The sequence below is a fragment of the Citrobacter sp. RHBSTW-00017 genome (assembly GCF_013797615.1).
Lineage (GTDB): Bacteria > Pseudomonadota > Gammaproteobacteria > Enterobacterales > Enterobacteriaceae > Citrobacter > Citrobacter braakii.
In genome coordinates, this window is sequence record NZ_CP056899.1 from 3,081,349 (window position 1) to 3,104,598 (window position 23,250).

The 23,250-nt window shown below is 52.9% G+C and carries 24 protein-coding genes and 2 tRNA genes; 9 read left to right on the forward strand and 17 right to left on the reverse strand.

Going from position 1 to position 23,250, the window contains the following annotated elements:
• Nucleotides 1-30 precede the first annotated feature (30 nt).
• Nucleotides 31-106: transfer RNA gene (locus tag HV037_RS14995), tRNA-Asn, on the forward strand.
• Nucleotides 107-267: 161 nt separating this feature from the next.
• On the forward strand, nucleotides 268-1,530 hold the full coding sequence (locus tag HV037_RS15000) for an integrase arm-type DNA-binding domain-containing protein (RefSeq protein WP_103283720.1): 1,263 nt from the start codon (nucleotides 268-270) through the stop codon (nucleotides 1,528-1,530).
• Nucleotides 1,531-2,211: 681 nt separating this feature from the next.
• Here HV037_RS15000 and HV037_RS15005 read toward each other — a convergent pair.
• Nucleotides 2,212-3,099, reverse strand: a complete 888-nt coding sequence (locus HV037_RS15005; RefSeq protein WP_103283719.1) for an integrase domain-containing protein — start codon at nucleotides 3,097-3,099, stop codon at nucleotides 2,212-2,214.
• A gap of 263 nt (nucleotides 3,100-3,362) precedes the next feature.
• On the opposite strand from HV037_RS15005, the gene HV037_RS24630 reads away from it, so the two are divergent.
• A complete protein-coding gene (locus tag HV037_RS24630) occupies nucleotides 3,363-3,533 on the forward strand; it encodes a hypothetical protein (protein ID WP_233896717.1) in 171 nt (56 codons plus the stop codon).
• Nucleotides 3,534-3,599: 66 nt separating this feature from the next.
• Here HV037_RS24630 and HV037_RS15015 read toward each other — a convergent pair whose 3' ends face one another.
• From HV037_RS15015 to HV037_RS15040, 7 genes are all read right to left on the reverse strand, one after another.
• The gene (locus HV037_RS15015; protein ID WP_103283718.1) at nucleotides 3,600-3,902 is read right to left on the reverse strand and encodes a helix-turn-helix domain-containing protein; all 303 of its coding nucleotides are present in this window, start codon (nucleotides 3,900-3,902) and stop codon (nucleotides 3,600-3,602) included.
• 4 nt (nucleotides 3,903-3,906) lie between these two features.
• Complete coding sequence (locus HV037_RS15020) at nucleotides 3,907-4,260, reverse strand: type II toxin-antitoxin system RelE/ParE family toxin (protein ID WP_053390179.1); 354 nt, start codon at nucleotides 4,258-4,260, stop codon at nucleotides 3,907-3,909.
• Between the two features lie 498 nt (nucleotides 4,261-4,758).
• On the reverse strand, nucleotides 4,759-4,980 hold the full coding sequence (locus HV037_RS15025) for a helix-turn-helix transcriptional regulator (protein WP_103283717.1): 222 nt from the start codon (nucleotides 4,978-4,980) through the stop codon (nucleotides 4,759-4,761).
• The gene (locus HV037_RS15030) at nucleotides 4,977-5,444 is read right to left on the reverse strand and encodes a hypothetical protein (protein WP_103283716.1); all 468 of its coding nucleotides are present in this window, start codon (nucleotides 5,442-5,444) and stop codon (nucleotides 4,977-4,979) included. The genes HV037_RS15025 and HV037_RS15030 overlap by 4 nt, the downstream gene beginning before the upstream one ends.
• Nucleotides 5,445-5,766: 322 nt before the next feature.
• Nucleotides 5,767-5,982, reverse strand: coding sequence for a hypothetical protein (locus HV037_RS24820; RefSeq protein WP_326926156.1), 216 nt, complete (start codon nucleotides 5,980-5,982; stop codon nucleotides 5,767-5,769).
• Complete coding sequence (locus HV037_RS15035) at nucleotides 5,964-6,944, reverse strand: IS5-like element ISKpn26 family transposase (protein WP_000019445.1); 981 nt, start codon at nucleotides 6,942-6,944, stop codon at nucleotides 5,964-5,966. Before HV037_RS15035 ends, HV037_RS24820 begins: the two co-directional genes overlap by 19 nt.
• 327 nt (nucleotides 6,945-7,271) lie before the next feature.
• Nucleotides 7,272-7,969, reverse strand: a protein-coding gene (locus HV037_RS15040; protein WP_103215986.1) for an IS1-like element IS1A family transposase whose coding sequence is annotated in 2 segments (ribosomal slippage) — nucleotides 7,272-7,720 and nucleotides 7,720-7,969 — 699 coding nt in all. Because the reading frame shifts where the segments join, the coding sequence is not laid out codon by codon here.
• Between the two features lie 66 nt (nucleotides 7,970-8,035).
• On the opposite strand from HV037_RS15040, the gene HV037_RS15045 reads away from it, so the two are divergent.
• Nucleotides 8,036-8,341, forward strand: coding sequence for a hypothetical protein (locus HV037_RS15045; protein WP_233896713.1), 306 nt, complete (start codon nucleotides 8,036-8,038; stop codon nucleotides 8,339-8,341).
• 174 nt (nucleotides 8,342-8,515) lie between these two features.
• On the opposite strand, the gene cbl is transcribed toward HV037_RS15045, so the two are convergent.
• Both cbl and nac read right to left on the reverse strand, forming a co-directional pair.
• Complete coding sequence (gene cbl / locus HV037_RS15050) at nucleotides 8,516-9,466, reverse strand: HTH-type transcriptional regulator Cbl (RefSeq protein WP_016152661.1); 951 nt, start codon at nucleotides 9,464-9,466, stop codon at nucleotides 8,516-8,518.
• Between the two features lie 101 nt (nucleotides 9,467-9,567).
• Nucleotides 9,568-10,485, reverse strand: coding sequence for a nitrogen assimilation transcriptional regulator NAC (gene nac / locus HV037_RS15055; RefSeq protein WP_016156200.1), 918 nt, complete (start codon nucleotides 10,483-10,485; stop codon nucleotides 9,568-9,570).
• Between the two features lie 60 nt (nucleotides 10,486-10,545).
• Between nac and HV037_RS15060 the strand changes: the two genes are divergently transcribed.
• From HV037_RS15060 to HV037_RS15080, 5 genes are all read left to right on the forward strand, one after another.
• On the forward strand, nucleotides 10,546-10,698 hold the full coding sequence (locus tag HV037_RS15060; RefSeq protein ID WP_016156199.1) for a hypothetical protein: 153 nt from the start codon (nucleotides 10,546-10,548) through the stop codon (nucleotides 10,696-10,698).
• A 113-nt stretch (nucleotides 10,699-10,811) separates the two neighbouring features.
• A tRNA-Asn gene (locus HV037_RS15065) sits at nucleotides 10,812-10,887 on the forward strand.
• Between the two features lie 213 nt (nucleotides 10,888-11,100).
• Nucleotides 11,101-12,417 carry a shikimate transporter gene (gene shiA, locus HV037_RS15070; protein WP_103283714.1) on the forward strand — a complete coding sequence of 439 codons (1,317 nt, stop codon included), beginning with the start codon at nucleotides 11,101-11,103 and terminating at the stop codon, nucleotides 12,415-12,417.
• 118 nt (nucleotides 12,418-12,535) lie between these two features.
• Nucleotides 12,536-13,990: an AMP nucleosidase gene (locus HV037_RS15075; RefSeq protein ID WP_016152657.1), complete on the forward strand. Its 1,455-nt coding sequence runs from the start codon at nucleotides 12,536-12,538 to the stop codon at nucleotides 13,988-13,990.
• Nucleotides 13,991-14,005: 15 nt separating this feature from the next.
• Nucleotides 14,006-15,784, forward strand: coding sequence for an aminopeptidase P family protein (locus HV037_RS15080; RefSeq protein WP_103283713.1), 1,779 nt, complete (start codon nucleotides 14,006-14,008; stop codon nucleotides 15,782-15,784).
• A gap of 55 nt (nucleotides 15,785-15,839) precedes the next feature.
• On the opposite strand, the gene ptsG is transcribed toward HV037_RS15080, so the two are convergent.
• The 7 genes from ptsG to fabF all read right to left on the reverse strand — a co-directional run bounded on the left by ptsG (nucleotide 15,840) and on the right by fabF (nucleotide 23,218).
• Nucleotides 15,840-17,273 carry a PTS glucose transporter subunit IIBC gene (ptsG, locus tag HV037_RS15085; RefSeq protein WP_016152655.1) on the reverse strand — a complete coding sequence of 478 codons (1,434 nt, stop codon included), beginning with the start codon at nucleotides 17,271-17,273 and terminating at the stop codon, nucleotides 15,840-15,842.
• Nucleotides 17,274-17,566: 293 nt separating this feature from the next.
• On the reverse strand, nucleotides 17,567-18,364 hold the full coding sequence (locus tag HV037_RS15090; RefSeq protein ID WP_016156196.1) for a metal-dependent hydrolase: 798 nt from the start codon (nucleotides 18,362-18,364) through the stop codon (nucleotides 17,567-17,569).
• Between the two features lie 10 nt (nucleotides 18,365-18,374).
• Nucleotides 18,375-19,379, reverse strand: a complete 1,005-nt coding sequence (holB, locus tag HV037_RS15095; protein ID WP_016152653.1) for a DNA polymerase III subunit delta' — start codon at nucleotides 19,377-19,379, stop codon at nucleotides 18,375-18,377.
• On the reverse strand, nucleotides 19,376-20,017 hold the full coding sequence (tmk, locus tag HV037_RS15100) for a dTMP kinase (protein WP_016156195.1): 642 nt from the start codon (nucleotides 20,015-20,017) through the stop codon (nucleotides 19,376-19,378). Before tmk ends, holB begins: the two co-directional genes overlap by 4 nt.
• Nucleotides 20,007-21,029 carry a cell division protein YceG gene (gene yceG / locus HV037_RS15105; RefSeq protein WP_103283712.1) on the reverse strand — a complete coding sequence of 341 codons (1,023 nt, stop codon included), beginning with the start codon at nucleotides 21,027-21,029 and terminating at the stop codon, nucleotides 20,007-20,009. Before yceG ends, tmk begins: the two co-directional genes overlap by 11 nt.
• Nucleotides 21,030-21,031: 2 nt before the next feature.
• A complete protein-coding gene (pabC, locus tag HV037_RS15110) occupies nucleotides 21,032-21,841 on the reverse strand; it encodes an aminodeoxychorismate lyase (protein ID WP_103283711.1) in 810 nt (269 codons plus the stop codon).
• A 135-nt stretch (nucleotides 21,842-21,976) separates the two neighbouring features.
• Entirely contained in the window at nucleotides 21,977-23,218 is a 1,242-nt protein-coding gene (fabF, locus tag HV037_RS15115) for a beta-ketoacyl-ACP synthase II (RefSeq protein ID WP_003036260.1), read from the reverse strand.
• Nucleotides 23,219-23,250: the final 32 nt, after the last annotated feature.

Here is a 23,250-nt window from a genome sequence, read left to right on the forward strand (position 1 = left end):
CATCGCTAATATTCGCCTCGTTCACACGATTCCTCTGTAGTTCAGTCGGTAGAACGGCGGACTGTTAATCCGTATGTCACTGGTTCGAGTCCAGTCAGAGGAGCCAAATTCCGATTCTTACGCTTCCCTGTGTGTCTTTATTCGATTTAGATTCAACAGGTTAGCGTAGAAATCTTTCCCGATGCGTATTCAGTTTTCCCTCCGCATCCGGTTAATTTGGTGGTCAGATTTTGGGTCAGGTTGGTTCGATTATGGAGTGACCCCCATATGTCCCTTAATGATTCAAAAATCCGCAGCTTAAAACCTTCTTTCAGACCCGTAAAACTCTCCGATTCACACGGTCTGTATCTGCTCGTCAATCCGGGCGGTTCGCGTATCTGGTACCTCAAGTATCGCTTCAACGGAAAGGAATCCCGCGTAAGTCTGGGCGCATATCCGCTGGTTTCTCTCGTTGAGGCCCGGCAGCAGCGCGATGTTTTCCGCAGGCAACTGGCGCAGAATATCAATCCCGCACAGCAGCGTATTGCTGAAAAAGCGGCCGCTTCGCCGGACAAATGCTTTCAGACCGTGGCGCTCGACTGGCTTAAGACCAACAAAAAATGGTCGAAAGACTATGCGGAGCGCACTCTCGCCAGTATGCACAATCACATCTTTCCGGCGATTGGTCATCTGCCCGTCACCCTGCTGAAAACGCAGCATTTCACGGTGTTGCTGAAGGTTATCGAAGAAAAAGGCCACCTTGAAGTCGCATCCCGTACCCGGCAACGGCTTTGCAACATCATGCGTTATGCCGTGCAGCAGGGGCTTACCGAAAACAACCCGGCGCAGCATCTGGAAGGCGTCACGGCACCACCGGTTAAAAATCACCACCCGGCCCTGCCGCTGGAGCGCCTGCCCGAACTGCTTGAGCGTATCGGCGATTACCAGCAGGGACGACAACTGACGCGGCTGGCGGTTCTGCTCACCCTGCATCTGTTTATCCGCTCCAGTGAGCTGCGTTTCGCCCACTGGAGCGAGATTGATTTCAGAAACAAAATCTGGACTATCCCCGCCACCCGCGAGGTCATAGATAAAGTCCGTTTCTCAGGTCGCGGGGCAAAGATGCGTACACCGCACATCGTGCCGCTCTCCCGTCAGGCAATTGCCATTCTGAAACAGATACAGGAACTCTCCGGTCATCAGGAACTGGTGTTTCCCGGCGATCACGATCCCTGTAAGCCCATGAGTGAGAACACGACCAACCGGGCGCTGCGTCTGATAGGCTATGACACCAAAACAGAAGTCTGTGGTCACGGTTTCAGGGCAATGGCCTGTAGCGCGTTAGTGGAATCTGAACTCTGGTCGCGGGATGCCGTGGAGCGGCAAATGAGCCATCAGGAACGCAACAGCGTGCGGGCGGCGTATGTTCATCGCGCCGAACATCTTGACGCCCGCAAGGCCATGATGCAGTGGTGGTCGGATTATCTGGACATGTGCCGGGAAAGTTATGTTGCGCCGTATATTTATGCGCGGCAGTATAAGGTGAGCTGAGTCTGCGGCAATATAGACAATGGAAAAGCAGACCCGGATCAAATCTGGATCTGCTTTTCTTTTTGCACTGAATACCTGCACCAGCCATAAGATCACGGGGGATTGCTCCAGTGCCACGTCCACAGCAACGTGACAGACCTGCGCCAGATATCACCGGATACATATCGATCTGCGCCAGTTACAGCCTTTTAAGCCCTTTGGCCTTTTCCGGTCTGGCGCTGTTACCCTTAGCCGCCCCTTACCCTTTCGGCCTTTTTCCTTTTACTGGCGCAGCGGTCAACAGGAGAGCGGGAGCATGATGCTGTACCAGAGTGATGCTGGATGACATCTGAAAACGCCTGGCAGCCCCTAATCGGCCATACCTTTCGAAATACCATTATTGAAAGGAAAACGTACAAAAAATTTCTACGTCGAAATTTTTTCGGTGGATAACGATGGATAGAGGATGTGTTATAAACTCATGCCTATCAAAAATAACCAAAACCAATAAGTTAATTGCCGATAATTATTGATTTAGTCAGTATTGATAGGAAAGCGTACAAAAAATTTTGCCCCCAAAATTTTTTGTACGAAAACCGATGGATAACCCGGGATTAATAGGAAATCACCCAAAATTATTTGAGGGCAAATAATTTTGTACGAAAACCGATGAATAACCCAATTTTTTCAGGGCAATGACTATCAATCAGTGTCCTCCTTTCGCCCGTAAACCTGCGCCACATACCGCCCGCGCCCGTCACCGTGGCCCAAATCCATCGCCGTCATTGCCAGCGCTTCCTTCTCATTGAACCGCTGCGCCAGATAATGACGGATCGCATCCTGCGCCCACGCATAGCGTAACGAGTGTGGGGAATACACGCCTGTTAAACCAATACGTGACGCCTGGCTGTGCCAGTATTTCATCGCACTCTTCAGATCGGGCTTGTCGATCAGCCTGCCGTGACGGCTTTCTGCGACAGAGTTGGCGTTATCCAGCGCCTTCCTGACTGCGCCAGTATCCAGGATCACCGTTTCGCGGGGTCGTCCGCCTTTGGTGCCGAACACCACCGTTAACCGGGACTCACCGCGATCCAGCGCCTGTTGCCACGTTTTCAGCGACCGGGCACTCTGCACTGCTTCCTGCGAGCGTAGCCCCATCAACCTTGAGAGCTCCAGAGCTGCCGCCAGTCCCGCGTCTTTTGCGCGGGCGGTTTCCAGCGCATGGCGGTAATGCTCCGGCGTAATGGCCTGCCGCGTACCGTTGCGGGATGCGCCGGACAGACCCAGCGAACGGTTATTCAGCCGCTCACTCTGCGCCAGCCTGTCGCGCCCGGCCTGTTTCAGCAAATTACGGATCGCCGCCATCTCATTTTGCAGGGAACGTTTTGTCATGCCCTGCGCCAGTCGTTCCCGGATATAGCCCTCAATATGCCGCGCTTTTAGCTGTTCTATCCGGCGGATCTGCACGTTTTGCGCCACGACTAAACGCTCACAAAACCGCTGCGCCAGCTTAATGCGGTCGTGAACGGTCTTGTGGCTGCCGCCCGCCTGCTGCGCCAGCCGTTTCATTTCCTGCTCCAGTATTCCCATACATTCCCCCTTTCATGATTGCCGCAAATTCATAACCCAAAACCTGATACAGCTTTCCCCGGCGCACAGGCCGATAGCCCCTGAGTTTTGTCGGGGCTGCGAACGATACCTGAGCGCCGGGGCGGCAGCCGTTGAGGTGTGGTGGGGCTTCGGTTGTGCTCTCTGAGCAGCCGCCCGCTTTCGCGGGTTATCCCCCGGATCGTCCTGATCCGCCTCGGTATCGGTTCATGTTCTCCTTATTGGTCAAATGGCCTGAAAAGGCGGTGTCAGAGTCCAGCCAGTGGCTGGCGCAGTTGATTTATCTGGTGCAAGACGAAAGGGCTGAGTGCGTCACTTTCCCGCTCAGCGCGGTTAAAGTGACGCACTGGACTGGTGCAGTGTTTTTAAAATCACAGGCTGGCGCAGTTTTACGGTCACACGACAGCAAAGCCTGACGGCAATGCAGGCCGCAGTCCGTTATACAGGGGGGACTGACGCTCCGGTTCAGGGAGCGTCAGTGTTTATAGTACAAATCCATAGTGAGAACCATCCGGCAGTTCAATATCAAGGCGTAGCTTGCCGCCGGTCGCTTCAACGTAGCGTTTCAGCGTGGAAAGCTTCAGGTCGCGCCCCGGTTTTTCCATTCCTGCAACGGTAGGTTGCCTGATCCCCAGAGCCTTCGCCATTTCGACCTGCGTTTTCTGCACTTTCTCGCGCAGTTCGGCAAGGTGAATGTTGAGCAGGATGTCCGTCGCCATCGCCTGAGCTTCGGCCACGACTTCAGGTTTTTCATCCGCAATAAGCTGTTCCAGCGTTCTGCCCATCGTGTTACTCCTTCTCTTTTATTGTGTTCAGCCAGTTCGTGAATTCCCGATCTGCAACCGGGATCATCTCATCGTAAAAACGTTTTTCATTGCCGACCTTATTTCCGGCACAAAGTACAATGCCGGTACGGGCTGGATCAAAAGCGAAAAATGCCCGTATCGGATCGCCCCGGCTCTGAATGCGCAACTCTTTCATGTTGCTAAAGCGGGAGCCTCTAAGCGTATCGGCATAAGGTCTGGACAAACCTGGCCCCTTTTCCCGCAAGACCAACAGCGCTGCAAGCACGCTGGCCCGATCGATATCATTGAGCGAGGAAAACCAGTGATCAAACATATCCGTTGTTTTAATCGTCCACACGGGACCTCCTGAGCAATATAGGTTAAACGCTATATATGTGTAAAGCTATAAAGATGATTATGAAACGATGGAATGAGGGATTCATGCGTCGTTGCTGAAAAGCTGGAGACGCATTCGGATATTTCAGTGAATGGCATGCACGGCATTCACCGTTTTACGATCTGTACCGAAAAACCAGTTCAGATATTGACGCAATGTGAAGAGTGACCTTAACTGCAACGCAGTCCGACATTTTCAAAGGTATTGTCGGTAAAGGGACGACCAGCCTGAAATCAGGCCGCTTCTTGCAGGTCGTGAAGCGTATAAGGGCGCCCCGGAGGGCCATTTGTTGCAGAGAGAAAATAATGCGAATGTGGCTGGTGCCGAAAGAGGAAACTGTTTTTGCCTGAAAAACATTTCCCGTTGATTTGATTAAATGCTGAGTTGCCGCACATCACTGGCATTCTCCCGATCTGCCATCTGCAAGGGCAGGCAAAAGATCGGGAGAAACCGTTTGTCTTATCGGTATTCTGGTTTACGGTAGCGTGATGGCCAGATGTTCTCAGGCGCAACATCTAACGCTTCGGCAATTAATTTCTCTCCTTTAGGCCAGCGGCGGGTAAGCGGATTTGCCAGCGTGGAGGATGCCAGCCCTGCCTGACGCGAAAGCGCTGACAACGAAGTACCACGTTTTTTCAGCCCTGCGATAATGTCGGCAGGATGCCAGTCAGACTTCATCATGCTTTGATCTCCACACCGTCGATAAACTTCACGCCGCCGGCAGTACGCAGCCAGCGCGGTGCCTTCATTTCTGCAGAGAAGTAGTTAATCAGGTCGTACAACAGCCAGCTAAGGTACTTCTCCGTTTCTGAAGCAAATCCCAGCCCCGACAGGGTTTGCGTGATAGCAAGGCAGTAACGACAAAGCTCAGTACATTCAGGCTCGAAACGGGGAGTAGTCGCAGGGAGAGTGTCAACGGTCAGGCTTTCAACCAGATGGGGAGGCACTGGTTCTAACAGTGTGGGTTGCAACAGCGTCAGACAGGCGTTGAGTCTGCCGCAAAGCGCCATTTTCAACGCGGGATCGTTGCTTTCAATCAGGGTTTCGGCAAAGTTTCCACAGTGATCGGCCAGTACGGTGAAATCCGTGGTGGTATTAAAGGGAACAGCAAGCAGCGGATGTGTTTGAATAGGGATCGTAGCCATGGTGGCAACCTCCAGTATGTAGTTTGAAAACCACCACCAGAGGTTCCAATCTCATGGGTGGTGGACTGAACGGGGTTGGAACTACCGGCCATACTGGAACCGGCGCACCTTACGGTGCCCCCGCCCAGCCCACCATAATTTTGGTGTAGCTAAGCGCGCGACATAAAAAAAGACGCAGACGCGTCACGTGTCGCCAGTATGGTTATATTTCGGGGTTCCAATCCCGGCGCCTGATTTTGCAGGTGCGGGTTTAAGATACCGCTTTCAGTCAAAAACGGCAAGGGGAAGTCGTGGAAGGAAGATCGCAGATTGTTAGAGCCTGTTATAAATATGCACAATAGTTCCTGTCAACGAAGGCGGCACGTATACTCAGGAAGGTGCGAATAAGCAGGTCATTTCTTCCCAAGCTGACTCGCTGATTAAAATTTCGCGGATCTGGGCCGATTTTTTTCCCGCAAACACATCGAATCAGCCTATTTAGGCTATTTTTTCCACCATTTCTGGCGTTATTTCCGGTTTTTACTGAGATCTCTCCCACTGACGTATCATTTGGTCCACCCGAAACAGGTTGGCCAGGGTGAATAACATCGCCAGTTGGTTATCGTTTTTCAGCAGCCCCTTGTATCTGGCTTTCACGAAGCCGAACTGCCGCTTGATGATGCGAAACGGGTGCTCCACCCTGGCACGGATGCTGGCTTTCATGTATTCGATGTTGATGGCCGTTTTGTTCTTGCGCGGATGCTGCTTCAAGGTTTTTACCTTGCCGGGACGCTCGGCGATCAGCCAGTCCACATCCACCTCGGCCAGCTCCTCGCGCTGTGGCGCTCCTTGGTAGCCGGCATCGGCTGAGACAAATTGCTCCTCTCCATGAAGCAGATTACCCAGCTGATTGAGGTCATGCTCGTTGGCCGCGGTGGTGACCAGGCTGTGGGTCAGGCCACTCTTGGCATCGACACCAATGTGGGCCTTCATGCCAAAGTGCCACTGATTGCCTTTCTTGGTCTGATGCATCTCCGGATCGCGTTGCTGCTCTTTGTTCTTGGTAGAGCTGGGTGCCTCAATGATGGTGGCATCCACCAAAGTGCCTTGGGTCATCATGACGCCTGCTTCGGCCAGCCAGCGATTGATGGTCTTGAACAATTGACGGGCCAGTTGATGCTGCTCGAGCAGGTGGCGGAAATTCATGATGGTGGTGCGATCCGGCAGGGCGCTATCCAGGGATAATCGGGCAAACAGGCGCATGGAGGCGATTTCGTACAGGGCATCTTCCATGGCACCGTCGCTCAGGTTGTACCAATGCTGCATGCAGTGAATACGCAGCATGGTCTCCAGCGGATAGGGCCGTCGGCCATTGCCCGCCTTGGGATAAAACGGCTCGATGACAGCGGTCATATTCTGCCATGGCAGAATCTGCTCCATGCGGGAGAGGAAAATCTCTTTTCGGGTCTGACGGCGCTTAGTGCTGAATTCACTATCGGCGAAGGTGAGTTGATGGCTCATGATGTCCCTCTGGGATGCGCTCCGGATGAATATGATGATCTCATATCAGGAACTTGTTCGCACCTTCCCTAGTAAAAGATACTATTGCGGCATCTATAATATCTTCATACTGCCATTCACGTTCTTTTAGCAACTGGACAATCTGAGCTGCTTTACTGTCAAAATGACTATAATGTTCTTTATACCAGTAATGAACACTCAGGCATACCCATATCTGCTCAGCAGTGTACTGCTCCTTCGTATTAAGAATAATCATCAGACCACTTTCAATATAATACAAAATTTCATGGCGATTTATTGATGATGAATACTGGTAATGACTCCAACTTATTGATAGTGTTTTATGTTCAGATAATGCCCGATGACTTTGTCATGCAGCTCCACCGATTTTGAGAACGACAGCGACTTCCGTCCCAGCCGTGCCAGGTGCTGCCTCAGATTCAGGTTATGCCGCTCAATTCGCTGCGTATATCGCTTGCTGATTACGTGCAGCTTTCCCTTCAGGCGGGATTCATACAGCGGCCAGCCATCCGTCATCCATATCACCACGTCAAAGGGTGACAGCAGGCTCATAAGACGCCCCAGCGTCGCCATAGTGCGTTCACCGAATACGTGCGCAACAACCGTCTTCCGGAGCCTGTCATACGCGTAAAACAGCCAGCGCTGGCGCGATTTAGCCCCGACATAGCCCCACTGTTCGTCCATTTCCGCGCAGACGATGACGTCACTGCCCGGCTGTATGCGCGAGGTTACCGACTGCGGCCTGAGTTTTTTAAGTGACGTAAAATCGTGTTGAGGCCAACGCCCATAATGCGGGCAGTTGCCCGGCATCCAACGCCATTCATGGCCATATCAATGATTTTCTGGTGCGTACCGGGTTGAGAAGCGGTGTAAGTGAACTGCAGTTGCCATGTTTTACGGCAGTGAGAGCAGAGATAGCGCTGATGTCCGGCGGTGCTTTTGCCGTTACGCACCACCCCGTCAGTAGCTGAACAGGAGGGACAGCTGATAGAAACAGAAGCCACTGGAGCACCTCAAAAACACCATCATACACTAAATCAGTAAGTTGGCAGCATCACCATGATTATGATATGACCACGCCTGCGAATCCCATTTTACTAAGTGCTAAAACGGCAAAAGAAGCAATCCGGCAAAACCTACCCACATGGATTACGCAGGGTTACACAATAGAAAACTACTTACCCGAACCAGTGCTTAGTACGTTTTTCGATGTAACAACGGATAAGACCAGCTTGAAAAACGGTAAAACGAAAATGGATGTTGCAGCCTATTTTGAAAATACCGTCACTGAGTTTAAGGGAAGCTATAACTCAGGCTCTAATCTATCGAAGATGATTGAATTCGTCATTAATCATATCTCCGCCTGGAATAGGTAGATGCTTCTGATATGTTATTATAGGTAAGCCGCTTAAAGGTGGTCATTCTGGTGGTCTTGACAACCCCAATTTTTAGGTTTAGCTTACCAATCAGCCAGTTAATGGCTACGGCGATCCCAGTCAGAGGAGCCATATTTAAGAAGCCTGCTTAGGAAACTAAGCAGGCTTTTTGCATTATATCTGATAATCAATCACGGCTTCATCTGGCTCCATCGCCTGGCGCTTGATTTCATCGACGGATAACCCTGCGTTGCATAGCTCAATGAATCGCCAAACGTAGTTGCGCTGCAGTTGCCCGCGTTTCAGGCCCAGCCAGACGGTATTTGCATCAAATAAGTGCCGGGTATCCAGACGGGTTAAGCTCCCCTCCTCCTGCTCTCCACTGGATTGTTCTGCCACCAGCCCGATTCCCAGCCCCAGCGACACATAAGTTTTAATTACATCCGAGTCCTGGGCGCTGAGGATAATATCCGGCACTAACCCTTTACGGGCAAATGCCTCATCGATACGGGAACGCCCCGTAATCCCCTGACGATACGTAATTAATGGCCAGTGGGCGATAGATTCCAGCGTGAGAGGAGACGTTTTCACCAAGGGATGATCGTGAGGAACAAGCAGGCTGTGGTGCCAACGAAACCAGGGAAAAGCTACCAACAGCGGATCGCTGCTCAGTCGCTCGCTGGCAATCCCGATGTCTGCCCCACCGTTTTGCAACAGTACGTCAATCTCCTGCGGTGTACCCTGGATCAGTTCCAGACGCACCTCAGGGAAGAGCTCACGAAAGGCTTTAATCACCGCGGGCAGGCTATAGCGTGCCTGTGTATGCGTGGTGGCAATCGTCAGTACACCGGACGTGTCATTGGTAAACAGATCCGCCAGTCTGCGAACGTTGCTGGCCTCATTCAGAATACGCTCGGCAATAACCAGCAAGGCTTTGCCCGGTTCGGTCATGCCCAGCAGGCGTTTACCGCGACGGATAAAAATCTCAATGCCAAGTTCATCTTCAAGTTCACGAATATGTCGGCTGACTCCCGACTGCGAGGTGTACAGTATATTCGCGACTTCCGTCAGGTTGTAATCCTGACGGGCCGCCTCGCGGATTATTTTAAGTTGCTGGAAATTCACTTTTCGCTCCGGGCACATCAGACATTACGCTATTGTTAAAGTCTGATGCCCGGCATAACAAATAATAAAAACCCGCATCTTATTCCTGGAGGGAATAAGGTTTAGCTGACCAGCTGTAGCTCGCGGTTTTCCAGTGCCGGACGGCTTACCAGCGACAACAGGATCTCCTTCACGGCCTGTGCCTGCGGCGATAAGCTTCCTCTGGCTGAGACGTTCAGCGATAATGGCAGATTCATCGATGGGGTTGTTATCCGCGCCATCCAGCCGTTCGCGGCATTACATAATGAACGGGCCGCCGACTCAGGCAACACTGTGACGCCCATCCCACTGGCGATGGCAGCCGTTAAGGTGGCGATAGATTCAATTTCGCCAATCACTTTGGCCGTCAGGCGACGAAGCGAAAAAGCTTCATCTACACGCAGGCGAACTGCGCTGTAATCCCGTGGCAAAAACAGATTCATCTGCGCCACCGCGGCTAAATCGACGCTTTGCCCCGGGCAATCACGCGTCCCGACCAGGTACAAATCCTCTTTGAGCAACGGTTGACTGCTGATACCCGCCACGGGTGAGCGCTCGTAGAGCACCGCCATGTCTAAATGCCCACTGAGCAGCTTGTCATTCAGCACCGCCCCACTGTTTTCATGCAAATAGACCAGCACATCGGGCAGCTCTGCTCGTACTGTCTGTAATAACGGCATAGTGATGGCTGACGCCGCCGTCCCCGGTGCCAGGCCAATAGAGACCTGTCCCCCCAGGGTCTGACCCACGTTATTGACCGCAAGTTGCGCCTGCTCGCACTGGCGTAAAATCGTCCGCGCATGGGCATACAACACTTTCCCCGCTTCCGTCGGTGTGACGCCGCGTTTGGTGCGAATCAGCAGTTGCTGATCCAGTTCGCCTTCCAGCGTAGCAACCTGCTGGCTCAGCGCGGGTTGCGCGATATGCAACACTTCCGCTGCCTGGGTCAGGCTACCAATATCGACGATTTTCACGAAATATTTCAGTCGTCTGAAGTTCATTTTGCCTCCTGTCGGAATACCAGAACCCGTGCTGGCAGTCATTAATTTCAGGATTGCAAGATGCTTGCCAGTTTAGTCAGCAGCCGTGTTTTACGGTTAAAACCGCGTAAAGTCAGGCTCAAAGGTGAAGAATGGACTTTTTGCACACCTGAATCTCTCATTCTGGCTGCCCTGGAAGAGGTAGACGCGCACCAGAATGGGGCAAAAGCATAAAAAGACGGAAAGATCGCCGCTTTGCTGATTTTGTCAGCAAACGAACGCACAAATGTATTTCCCCCTTTGACAAGCCTCATCGCCCTCGCTAATATGCGCCTCGTTCAAACGATTCCTCTGTAGTTCAGTCGGTAGAACGGCGGACTGTTAATCCGTATGTCACTGGTTCGAGTCCAGTCAGAGGAGCCAAATTTAAGAAGCCTGCTTAGGAAACTAAGCAGGCTTTTTGCTTTTCTGTTTTTCATTCATCTTATTTTTCATGTAGCCCTCTGGTGAGGGAGATAATCGTTTTCTCTTCCCGTCTGTCGCGGTAATCTCATAACGGTCGTTAATATATCGACTGCAATGTGTGTAGCCCAATTCAAATACTAATAACTAAAAGACAGTACAGACAGGATAACTATGGATTCCACTCTCACCTCCGCGGGTCCCCAAGAGGACGTCTCTTCGCTTCATCGTGCCCGACGCGCTGCGCTTGGTAGCTTCGCTGGCGCCGTGGTCGACTGGTATGATTTTCTGCTTTATGGCATCACCGCCGCACTGGTCTTTAATCGCGAGTTCTTCCCGCAGGTTAGCCCGGCAATAGGAACACTTGCCGCATTTGCCACCTTTGGCGTCGGATTTTTGTTCCGTCCGTTAGGCGGGGTTATCTTCGGCCACTTTGGCGATCGCCTTGGCCGTAAACGCATGCTGATGCTCACCGTCTGGATGATGGGGATTGCCACTGCGCTGATAGGGATTATTCCTTCTTTTGACACTATTGGCTGGTGGGCCCCTGTGCTGCTGGTGACGCTACGCGCCATTCAGGGATTCGCCGTTGGTGGTGAATGGGGCGGCGCGGCGTTGCTCTCGGTCGAAAGCGCGCCGAAAAATAAAAAAGCCTTCTACAGCAGTGGCGTTCAGGTCGGTTACGGCGTCGGACTGCTGCTTTCTACCGGTCTGGTATCACTGATTAGCTCGCAAACTACCGATGAGCAGTTCCTGAGCTGGGGCTGGCGTATTCCGTTCCTGTTCAGCATCGTACTGGTTTTGGGCGCGTTGTGGATGCGTAACAGAATGGATGAATCAGCCGAATTCGAACAGCAGCAACAGGCAGCGCAACCAGAGAAAAAGCGGTTACCGGTGGTCGAGGCGTTAATCCGCCATCCGGGCGCATTCTTAAAAATTATCGGCTTGCGCTTATGTGAACTGCTGACGATGTATATCGTCACCGCGTTTGCCCTTAATTACTCTACGCAGAACCTGGGCCTACCCCGCGAGCTGTTTCTGAATATCGGTTTGTTAGTGGGAGGACTGAGCTGTCTGACCATCCCCTGCTTTGCCTGGCTTGCCGACCGCTTTGGTCGACGGCGCGTGTACATTACCGGTGCACTGGTCGGTACGCTGAGCGCCTTCCCGTTCTTTATGGCGCTGGAAGCACAGTCTATTTTCTGGATCGTGTTCTTCGCGATTATGTTGGCCAATATTGCGCACGATATGGTGGTCTGTGTACAGCAGCCTATGTTTACCGGTTTGTTTGGCGCAAGTTATCGCTACAGCGGCGCAGGCGTTGGCTATCAGGTGGCAAGTGTGGTTGGCGGTGGTTTTACCCCCTTCATTGCTGCGGCACTGGTGACATTCTCTGGAGGAGACTGGCACAGCGTGGCCATTTATCTGATGGCCGGGTGTCTTATTTCCGCCGCCACTGCATTGCTGATGCGGGATAAGCAGCACAGTTAAGCCCTGATGCGAAGGTCATTCGGCCTTCGCACAATCTTCCTCAACGTCTGACTTTTGTTTCATATTCCTGTGACATACTATCGGGAGAGCAGTACATCTGTGGAACAAGGAGACAGACATGAACAATAAGGGCTCCAGCCTGACCCCAACTCAGGCACTGGATAAACTGGACGCGCTGTACGAGCAGTCGGTTAAAGCACTGCGTAGCGCCATTGGTAAGTACATTGAAACAGGGACGCTCCCTGACATAATCGCCCGCCATAATGGTCTTTTTGTTTACCCATCGCTTTGTGTCACCTGGGATGGCAGCGCCACCAATCCCCCGAAAACCCGCGCTTATGGCCGTTTTACCCATGCGGGTAGCTATACCACTACGATCACCCGTCCGTCGCTTTTTCGTCCCTATCTTGAAGAACAACTCACGCTGCTGTATCAGGATTATGATGCGCATATCTCCGTCGAACCGTCGCAGCATGAAATCCCTTATCCCTATGTGATTGACGGTTCTGAGCTGACGCTCGACCGCTCAATGAGCGCCGGATTAACGCGCCATTTCCCCACTACCGAGTTGTCACAAATTGGAGATGAAACAGCCGATGGTACCTATCATCCGGCGGAATTCTCCCCGCTGTCGCACTTCGACGCCCGACGAGTAGATTTTTCGCTCGCACGACTGCGTCACTACACGGGAACGCCGGTTGAACATTTCCAGCCATTTGTGCTGTTCACCAACTACACCCGCTATGTCGATGAGTTCGTGCGCTGGGGCTGCAGCCAGATCCTCGATCCGAACAGCCCCTATATCGCGCTGTCATGCGCGGGCGGGATCTGGATCACCGCTGAAACGGAAGCTCCAGAAGAGGCCATCTCCGATCTCGCCTGGAAGAAACATCAGATGCCCGCCTGGCATCTAATCACCGCCGACGGTCAGGGGATCACGCTGGTCAATATCGGCGTTGGCCCGTCTAACGCTAAAACCATTTGTGATCATCTGGCCGTACTGCGCCCTGACGTCTGGCTGATGATTGGACACTGTGGCGGCCTGCGTGAAAGCCAGGCGATTGGCGACTATGTTCTGGCCCACGCTTATCTGCGTGACGACCACGTGCTGGATGCCGTCCTGCCGCCGGATATTCCGATTCCGAGCATTGCGGAAGTACAACGTGCACTGTATGACGCCACCAAAGAAGTCAGCGGCATGCCCGGCGAAGAAGTTAAACAGCGCCTGCGTACCGGTACCGTCGTCACCACCGACGATCGCAACTGGGAGTTACGCTATTCCGCTTCTGCGCTGCGTTTTAACCTCAGTCGCGCGGTGGCCATTGATATGGAAAGCGCCACCATCGCCGCCCAGGGTTACCGCTTCCGTGTCCCTTACGGCACGCTGCTGTGCGTTTCCGATAAACCGCTGCACGGCGAGATCAAACTGCCTGGTCAGGCCAACCGTTTTTATGAAGGTGCCATTTCCGAGCACCTGCAAATAGGTATCCGGGCAATCGATCGTCTGCGTGCTGAAGGCGATCGACTGCACTCCCGTAAATTACGTACGTTCAACGAACCGCCGTTCCGTTAAGGCCTGAAGGTAACTATGCACAACTCAACTCCTCTTTCCGCTCTGCGCAACCTGCTGTTAGCGCAAGGGCTGGATGGCATGATTGTTCCGCGCGCCGACGCTCACCAAAGCGAAGATTGTACACCGCATGACAATAAGCTGGCCTGGCTGACCGGTTTTAGCGGCTCCGCTGGTCTCGCGTTGGTCCTGCGCGACCGCGCATTAATGTTTGTCGATGGACGCTATCAGGTCCAGGTGCGCAATGAAGTCTCGCTGGATGATTTTGAAATTCACCATTTACATGACGAACCGCTGGCCGATTATTTGCAGTCTCACGTTGCTGCCGGCGCGCGTATCGGCTTTGAACCGTTGCTGATGGTCAACAGCCAGTTTGAAGCACTGTCGGCGACCCATTGCGAGCTGGTATCTCTTGAGCAAGATCCTTTCGACCAGGTATGGCTTGACCGCCCGGCATCCCCCTGCGGCATCATTCGTGAAATGCCCATTGAAATCAGCGGGGAAAGCAGCACACAAAAACGAGCCCGCGTCGTGGATCTGCTCACGCAACAACAGGCCGACGTTCTGGCGATCACGCTGCCGGATAACATTGCCTGGCTGCTGAATGTGCGCGGTTCCGATCTGCCAATGGTGCCAGTGCCGTTTTCGTTCGCCCTGCTCCATCGCAGCGGCGAGCTGGAATGGTTTGTTGATAGCAACAAAACCCAGCAGCTCCCTGCTGCACTGCTGAATACGCTCACGCTGGCCCCAGAAGAGAGTTTTCTTGCCCGCTGCCAGCAGTTGGCCAAAGGGAAACGCTTTTTGGTCGATAAAGACTACGCCCCGGTCGCGCTGCGTTTTGCCATTGTAGAACACGGTGGCGAAGTCTTATGGGCACCCGATCCCATCACCTTGATGAAAGCGCACAAGAATGACGTTGAACTGGCGGGCTATCGGGAATGCCATGAACAAGATGGCGCGGCCTGGGTTAACTTTCTGGCATGGCTTACGCATGAAGTTCCCTTGCGCGAAGCGGCAGGCAATCCGGTCACTGAGCTGGAAGCGCAGGTCAGGCAACTGGAATTTCGCCAGCAGCAGCCGGGATTTATCGAGCAAAGCTTCAACACGATTTCGGCCTCAGCCAGCAATGCCGCAATGTGCCATTACCATTCCAGCGAAAAAACCAATACGCCCATTACCTCTCAGGCCATGTATCTGAATGATTCCGGCGGCCAGTACCATAATGGTACGACGGATACAACGCGCACCCTCGCGTTTGGTCCACAGGATCCGCAGCGTCGTCTGCATTACACCGCTGTGTTGAAAGGCTTTTTGTCGCTTATCTCACTGCAATTTCCCAGCGGCACTCAGGGTCATCAACTGGATGCCTTTAGCCGTCGGGCGCTGTGGGATCTGGGTCTGGATTTTGATCACGGTACGGGACACGGCGTAGGCCATCAGCTCCTGATCCATGAGCAGCCCCATCGCATTGCCAAAAAAGTAAACCCCTGGCCTCTGGTTGCGGGCAATATCATTACCATCGAGCCGGGTTATTATCTGGCCGGAGAATATGGGATCCGTATTGAGAATCAGGTGGAGATTATCAACAGTCGTCCTGGCTACTGTCGCTTCTCAACGCTGACGCTGGTGCCGATTGATTTAAGTCTGGTTGAACTGCATCTGCTAAGTGAGGCAGAAAAACAGTGGATTGATGATTACCACCAGCAGGTCAGAGAGACGTTATCCCCACGCGTGAACGCAGAGGCTCGTCCGTGGTTGTTCGCCGCCACTGCGCCGATTCGCGTTCAGGCCAATTAATGCATTAAAAAAGGCAGCCCGCAGGCTGCCTTAATTCTCCCCAACTTTTTACTGCTTAGCTGTGACGGATGTACTCATCCATTTCAGTTTTCAGGTTATCGGACTTAGTACCGAAGATAGCCTGAACACCGGAACCCGCCACTACAACGCCCGCCGCACCCAGTTTCTTCAGGCCAGCCTGATCCACTTTGGCAACGTCAGCGACGCTGACACGCAGACGAGTGATGCACGCATCGAGGTTAGTGATGTTTTCTTTACCGCCGAATGCCGCAACCAGGGCCGGAGCCATTTCGCCGGACGCACCCGCTTTGGTGTCTTCGGTAGCATCTTCACGACCCGGAGTTTTCAGGTCCAGCGCTTTGATCAGCACACGGAAGATGGTGTAGTAAACAATCGCATAACCGATACCGACAATCGGGAACAGCCACAGTTTGCTGCTGTTACCGGACAGAACGATAAAGTCGATCAGACCGTGGGAGAACGACGTACCGTCACGCATACCCAGCAGGATACAGATCGGGAATGCCAGACCAGCCAGAATTGCGTGGATGATGTACAGGATCGGTGCCACGAACATGAACGAGAACTCGATCGGTTCGGTAATACCGGTCAGGAACGAGGTCAGCGCCGCGGAGATCATGATACCGCCCACTTTCGCGCGGTTTTCTGGTTTAGCAGAGTGCCAGATAGCGATAGCGGCAGCCGGCAGACCGTACATTTTGAACAGGAAGCCACCAGACAGTTTGCCCGCAGTCGGGTCACCCGCCATATAGCGAGGGATATCGCCGTGGAATACCTGGCCCGCAGCATTGGTGTATTCACCGATCTGCATCTGGAATGGAACGTTCCAGATATGGTGCAGACCAAACGGCACCAGGCAGCGTTCAATGAAGCCATAGATACCGAACGCTACGACCGGGTTCTGGTATGCAGCCCACTGGGAAAACGTCTGAATAGCAGTCCCGATCGGCGGCCAAATGAAGGACAGAACCACACCGGTGAAGATAGCGGCCAGACCAGAAATGATAGGAACGAAGCGCTTACCCGCAAAGAAGCCAAGATACTCAGGCAATTTGATACGGTAGAAACGGTTGAACATATACGCTGCAATCGCACCGGAGATAATCCCCCCGAGAACACCCGTATCAGCAAGGTGTTTAGCTGCGATCTCTTCAGCAGGTAAATGCAGAACCAGCGGCGCAACAACAGCCATGGTCTTAACCATAATGCCGTAGGCAACAACGGATGCCAGTGCAGATACGCCGTCGTTATTGGTGAAGCCTAACGCGACACCGATGGCAAAAATCAGCGGCATGTTTGCAAAAACAGAACCGCCTGCTTCTGCCATTACGTGCGATACAACGGCTGGCAGCCAGCTGAAGTTAGCGGAACCGACACCCAGCAGGATACCTGCAATCGGGAGTACGGATACCGGCAGCATCAGCGATTTACCGACCTTTTGCAGGTTAGCAAATGCATTCTTAAACATAATTGAGAGTGCTCCTGAGTATTTGTGCTTTTCTACGTTCTCACGCATTAGCGAGGGGGGAGAACCTCGCCGTGTACAGGGCATCTAAGTACCCTTTATTTATTACACAGAGTAAAATAATTCAGTTTGTTTTTGTTTGACGGCTATCACAATTCAGTCGTGGATGGCCGTAAAATCCGCACATTCCGATAAAATGCGTTTCTGAATGTGTCAAACCGGTTATTCACCGCCCATTTTGAGGCGGTGAACTTTACTCGCTTTGCTTATTAATTACGAGCTTTAAAAAAAGTCAGTTAACGAACGGATTGCAGGCGAGAAGCGTCGATGTGAAACAGGCGGGCAAAGTTATCAGTGGTTGCCTGCGCCAGTTCTTCAACGGCAACACCTTTCACTACGGCCATATACTCCGCAACGTCACGGGTCATGGCGGGCTGGTTCTCTTTTCCACGATGCGGTACAGGCGCAAGGTAGGGAGAATCCGTCTCAACCAGCAACCTATCCAGAGGAACATAGCGGGCGGCATCACGGAGCTGATCTGCGTTACGGAACGTGACGATGCCGGAAAACGAGATATAAAATCCGAGGTCCAGCAATTTGCCCGCCGTTTCTCTGTCTTCTGTAAAACAGTGTAGTACGCCACCACAATCCGTCACTTTTTCTTCGCGCAGAATAGACAGCGTATCGGCCCGCGCATCGCGGGTATGTACGATAACTGGCTTTTGTAACTCACGGCCAATCTGAATATGATGGATAAAAGATTCCTGCTGGCGCACCTTTGTTTCCGGCGTATAGAAATAGTCCAGCCCGGTTTCCCCCATCGCCACAACGCCCTCTTCGGCGGCAAAACGGCGCAGGTCTTCAACATCATAGGCTTCATCCTGATTTAACGGATGCACGCCGCAGGAGAACACCACATTGTCACGTTCACCGACCAGTTCGCGCATACTGCGGTATCCTGGCAGAGTGGTCGCGACGGCAAGACAGAATTTCACATCGCGTGCGGCTGCTTTCGCCAGCACGTCATCCACGTCCTTATGCAGAGATTGATAATCCAGGCCATCAAGATGGCAGTGTGAGTCGACTAAAAACATAATGTCTCTCTCAAAGATGGGGAACAGGCAGTACGGTGCCTGGTTGCAGGTAATGCTCAATACGCAGGATAAGATCGGTTAACACCAGTTCACGGTTTACGCCTGTTACGTTCAGCAACTGCTGACGGCAATGACAAACGTCACCGAGTATCGCCTGTATCCGGGCGACGGATAACCGTTCTGCGATAGAAGATATCAGGTCCAGCGCATCAGGATTGGTTAAATGGGAAACCCCATACGGACGCTTCAAGGCATCCGTCAACAACGTTGCCAGCCAGTGTAAACGGGCGGCGGCCTGATCGTGGTTTAACGCCGCGAGCAGGATATACCAGTCACCTGCGTTTAATGTGTTTGCCAGTGCCGCACAAAAATCTGTGCGATGCGCCCAGCTTTCAGCCTGTAACAACGAGAGTGCCGCACCAGGCGAACCCGCGCTCAGGCGTAATGCGCTCAACAGCGCTTCTGGAGATGCGGTCACTTCGCGGGCGAGCCAGGAGATTGCGTACGACTCAGCCGGCGGCGCAAGATGGTGTAACCGGCAGCGGCTGCGCAATGTCGCCAGCAATCGCGCAGGCTCTGTGCTGGCGAGGAAAAACCAGGTTTGTGCAGGCGGTTCTTCCAGCGTTTTTAGCAGAGCATTGGCAGCAGCATCAGTTAACTGGGCAGCATCAGGGATCCACACCACTTTCGCACCGCCAAGGCGTGAATGCTCGTACAGCTTTTCACTCACTTCACGTACCGCATCAACCCCCAGCGTGCTTTTGCCTTTTTCCGGCAGCAGCGAATAGTAATCAGGATGCGTCCCCGCCTGCATCAATTGACAGCCCCGGCAGTGTCCGCAGCTTTTATGCCCTTCCGGCTGCTGGCACATTAAATAGCGACTGAGCGCGTAAATCAGCGCGTCGTCACCCATTCCGGGTAACGCCTGAATCAGTAACGCATGGTGACCACGACCCGCCTGGTAGCTGGCTACCAGTTTTTCAAAATCTGGCCGTAACCATGGGTACCATTTCATGCGCCCTGCTCCTGCACCCACTGGGTGATGGTATTGCGGATATCAGCCATCACAGCTTCCAGCGGCTGCGTAGCGTCGATGGTACGAATGCTGGCATCTTTGGCAGCCAGTTCAAGATAGCGCGCGCGGGTGCGATTAAAGAAATCGAAAGATTCCTGCTCAATACGATCCAGCTCGCCGCGCGCACGGGCACGCTTCAATCCGACTTCTGGAGTCACGTCCAGATAGAGCGTCAGGTCCGGGCGAAAATCACCGAGCACAGCATCGCGCAGGGTTGCCAGCATGTTTTGATCGATGCCGCGTCCGCCCCCCTGATACGCCTGGGTCGACAAATCGTGACGGTCGCCAATTACCCATGCGCCTTTTGCCAGCGCAGGTTTAATAACGGTTTCGACCAGCTGTACGCGCGCGGCGTAAAACATCAGAACTTCAGCTTTGTCAGTGATGACCTCGTCACCCACCGACTTAATGTCCAGCACCAGACTTCTTAGTTTCTCCGCGAGCTGAGTTCCCCCCGGTTCGCGGGTAAAAACCATGTCACGAATACCGAGTTGCTCAAGTGTCTCTACCACCACGTTACGCGCAGTGGTTTTTCCGGCGCCTTCCAGGCCCTCGATGACGATATAGTTACTGCCCATTTTTTTCCTTAAGCACTTTCAGGTAATCCTGCACGGACCGGTTGTGGCTGGCAAGATTGGTGTTAAACGTGTGACCGCCTTTACCGTCAGCCACGAAATAGAGGTACGGCGTTTTTGCCGGATGCGCCGCGGCCTGCAATGAGGCCTCTCCCGGCATGGCAATCGGGCCAGGCGGCAACCCCGTAATGGTATAGGTGTTATAGGCGGTCGGGGTATCTAAATCCACACGCGACAACTTGCCATTATACCGTGACCCCATCCCGTAAATCACCGTCGGATCGGTCTGTAAACGCATGCCAATCCGTAAGCGGTTAATAAAGACGGAAGCCACTTGGTCACGCTCGCTGGCAACCGCAGTCTCTTTTTCGATAATAGAGGCCATGGTTACCAGCTGATTTTTGTCCTGATAAGGCAGGCCTTCAGCGCGCCCTTCCCAGACCGAGTCTACCGCTTTAACCATTTTCTGATGTGCGCGTTTTAGTAACGCCACGTCAGTTGTATTGGCGGTATACATCCAGGTATCTGGCCAGAACCAGCCTTCCACCCATTGCGGGTTTTCCAGCTTCAGCGCCTGTGCAACGGTCTCGTAATTATCATCGCTCAGCGTATGTTTTATGTACGGGGCGTCACGCAGCTGTTTGAGGTAGTCGCTCAGACGCATCCCTTCAACCAGACGTAACGGGAACTGCGCCTCTTTACCGCTTTCCAGCAGTTGCAACATGTCCCGTACCGTCATATCGGGCGTAAAACGGTAGGTTCCGGCTTTAAAATGCGACAGTTCGGGTTCCACACGCAGCAGCCACTGGAACACACGCGGACGATTAATAACTTTGTCCGCATACAACTGTTCACCGAGAGCCAGACGGCCCGTACCCGCTTTCAGCGTAAAAATCGTCTCTTCTTTAATCAATAACTTACTGTCCGCCAGATGGCGAACTTTCCACATTCCCACTCCCGCAGCTATGCCCAGCACAACCAGCAATAACAGGACAACAAGTAACAGTTTTTTCATGACTAATTCGGGTGCTCACAAAGTGGGGCTAAAAAATCGAACAACATACGTGCAGACAGCAGCGTGTCGCCACAGGTGCGTACGGGAATAACAGGCATTAACGCATTACAGACGACGATTTCATCGGCCTGCATAACCTCTTCCAACCCGGCATACACTTCGACAATGCTGAACGGCGATTGTGCCAGCATCCGGATACAGAATTGTCGCATAATGCCGTTCACTCCGGCCTGATCCAGCCGGGGAGTGTAAACCACATCCCCCTTACGCCAGAACAAATTAGCCGCACAGCATTCCGTAACCCATCCCTCACTGTCAAGAACCAGTGCTTCATCAGCTGCCGTCTGCTCAAGATGAGAGCGAATCAACACCTGTTCCAGTCTATTCAGGTGCTTAAGTCCGGCAAGCAACGGATTACGCCCCAGACGCACTGGACTTAACGCCAGCGTTATCCCCTCCAGTCGCCAACGATCGTAATGATCGGGCCAGGCTGAAACAGAGAGAATACGTGTGGCACTGCGACAGTTTGCGCCGCTGTAACCACGGCCACCGCTACCACGGCTGATAATCACTTTTAACACGCCCCGCGCATGCCCTTGCGCCAGCATTTTCATTTCACTTTGCAGCTCTGACCAATCTCCGAAAGAGATCAGCAATTTTTGGCAGGCGTCTTGTAAACGCGCAAGATGCGCTGCAAAGAGGCAAATTTCGCCGTCAATAATACGCGCAGTGGTAAAACAGCCATCACCGAATTGGGTCGCTCGATCGCTTGCGGCCAGCATATTCTGCTCGCAGCCATTAATTAAGAACATGGTGGCTCCTTATTTCTGGTCCGCTAGTTTGGCAGGATGAACAACACAGGACAAGGGTGGAAAACCGAATAAAAAAAGGCCCGACAAGCGGACCTTTTTAAATTGCTATCGATGCTAACGCACCACCTGGCAGACTTAAATCTTTTTAAAGATCAACGAACCGTTAGTCCCGCCAAAGCCGAAGGAGTTACACAGTGCGTACTCCAGACCACTAACCTGACGCGCTTCGTGAGGTACGAAGTCCAGGTCACAACCTTCATCCGGGTTATCCAGGTTGATGGTTGGCGGAATAGCCTGATCGCGCAGCGCCAGGATAGAGAAAATAGACTCTACCGCGCCCGCCGCACCCAACAGGTGTCCGGTCATGGATTTAGTGGAGCTTACCATCACACGGCTTGCCGCATCGCCAAAGACAGATTTCACTGCCTGGGTTTCGGCTTTATCGCCAGCAGGAGTAGACGTGCCATGCGCGTTGACATAGCCGATCTGACCCGCTTCGATAGCCGCATCGCGTAGTGCGTTGACCATTGCCAGCGCAGCGCCCGCACCGTTTTCCGGTGGTGACGTCATGTGGTAAGCATCGCTGCTCATGCCAAAACCAACGACTTCAGCATAGATTTTTGCACCACGCGCTTTCGCATGCTCGTACTCTTCCAGTACCACCATGCCTGCGCCGTCGCCCAGCACAAAGCCATCACGTTCTTTATCCCACGGACGGCTTGCCGCTTGCGGGTTATCATTACGTGTAGACAGCGCACGTGCCGCGCCAAAACCACCCACGCCCAGCGGGGTACTGGCTTTTTCTGCACCACCCGCAACCATCGCGTCTGCATCGCCGTATGCAATGATACGTGCTGCATGACCAATGTTATGCACACCTGAAGTACAGGCGGTCGCAATGGAGATGCTTGGCCCTTGCAGGCCGTACATGATGGTCAGGTGACCTGCCACCATGTTAACAATCGTTGACGGAACGAAGAACGGGCTGATCTTACGTGGACCGCCATTCACCAAAGAGGTGTGGTTTTCTTCGATCAATCCGAGACCGCCAATACCAGAGCCGATAGCGGCGCCAATACGGTGAGCGTTCTCTTCCGTAATTTCGAGACCAGAATCCTGCATGGCCTGAACGCCAGCGACAATTCCATATTGAATGAAAGCATCCATCTTGCGCTGTTCTTTGCGCGAGATAATGTCTTCACAGTTAAAATCCTTTACTAAGCCAGCAAATTTCGTTGCATAGGCGCTAGTATCGAAATGGTCGATCAGGCTGATGCCACTCTGACCGGCAAGGAGAGCTTTCCAGGTAGACTCTACGGTATTGCCGACAGGAGACAACATGCCCAGTCCGGTCACAACTACACGACGCTTAGACACGGTTGTCCTCCAGGGAGGGAAAATAATTCAAG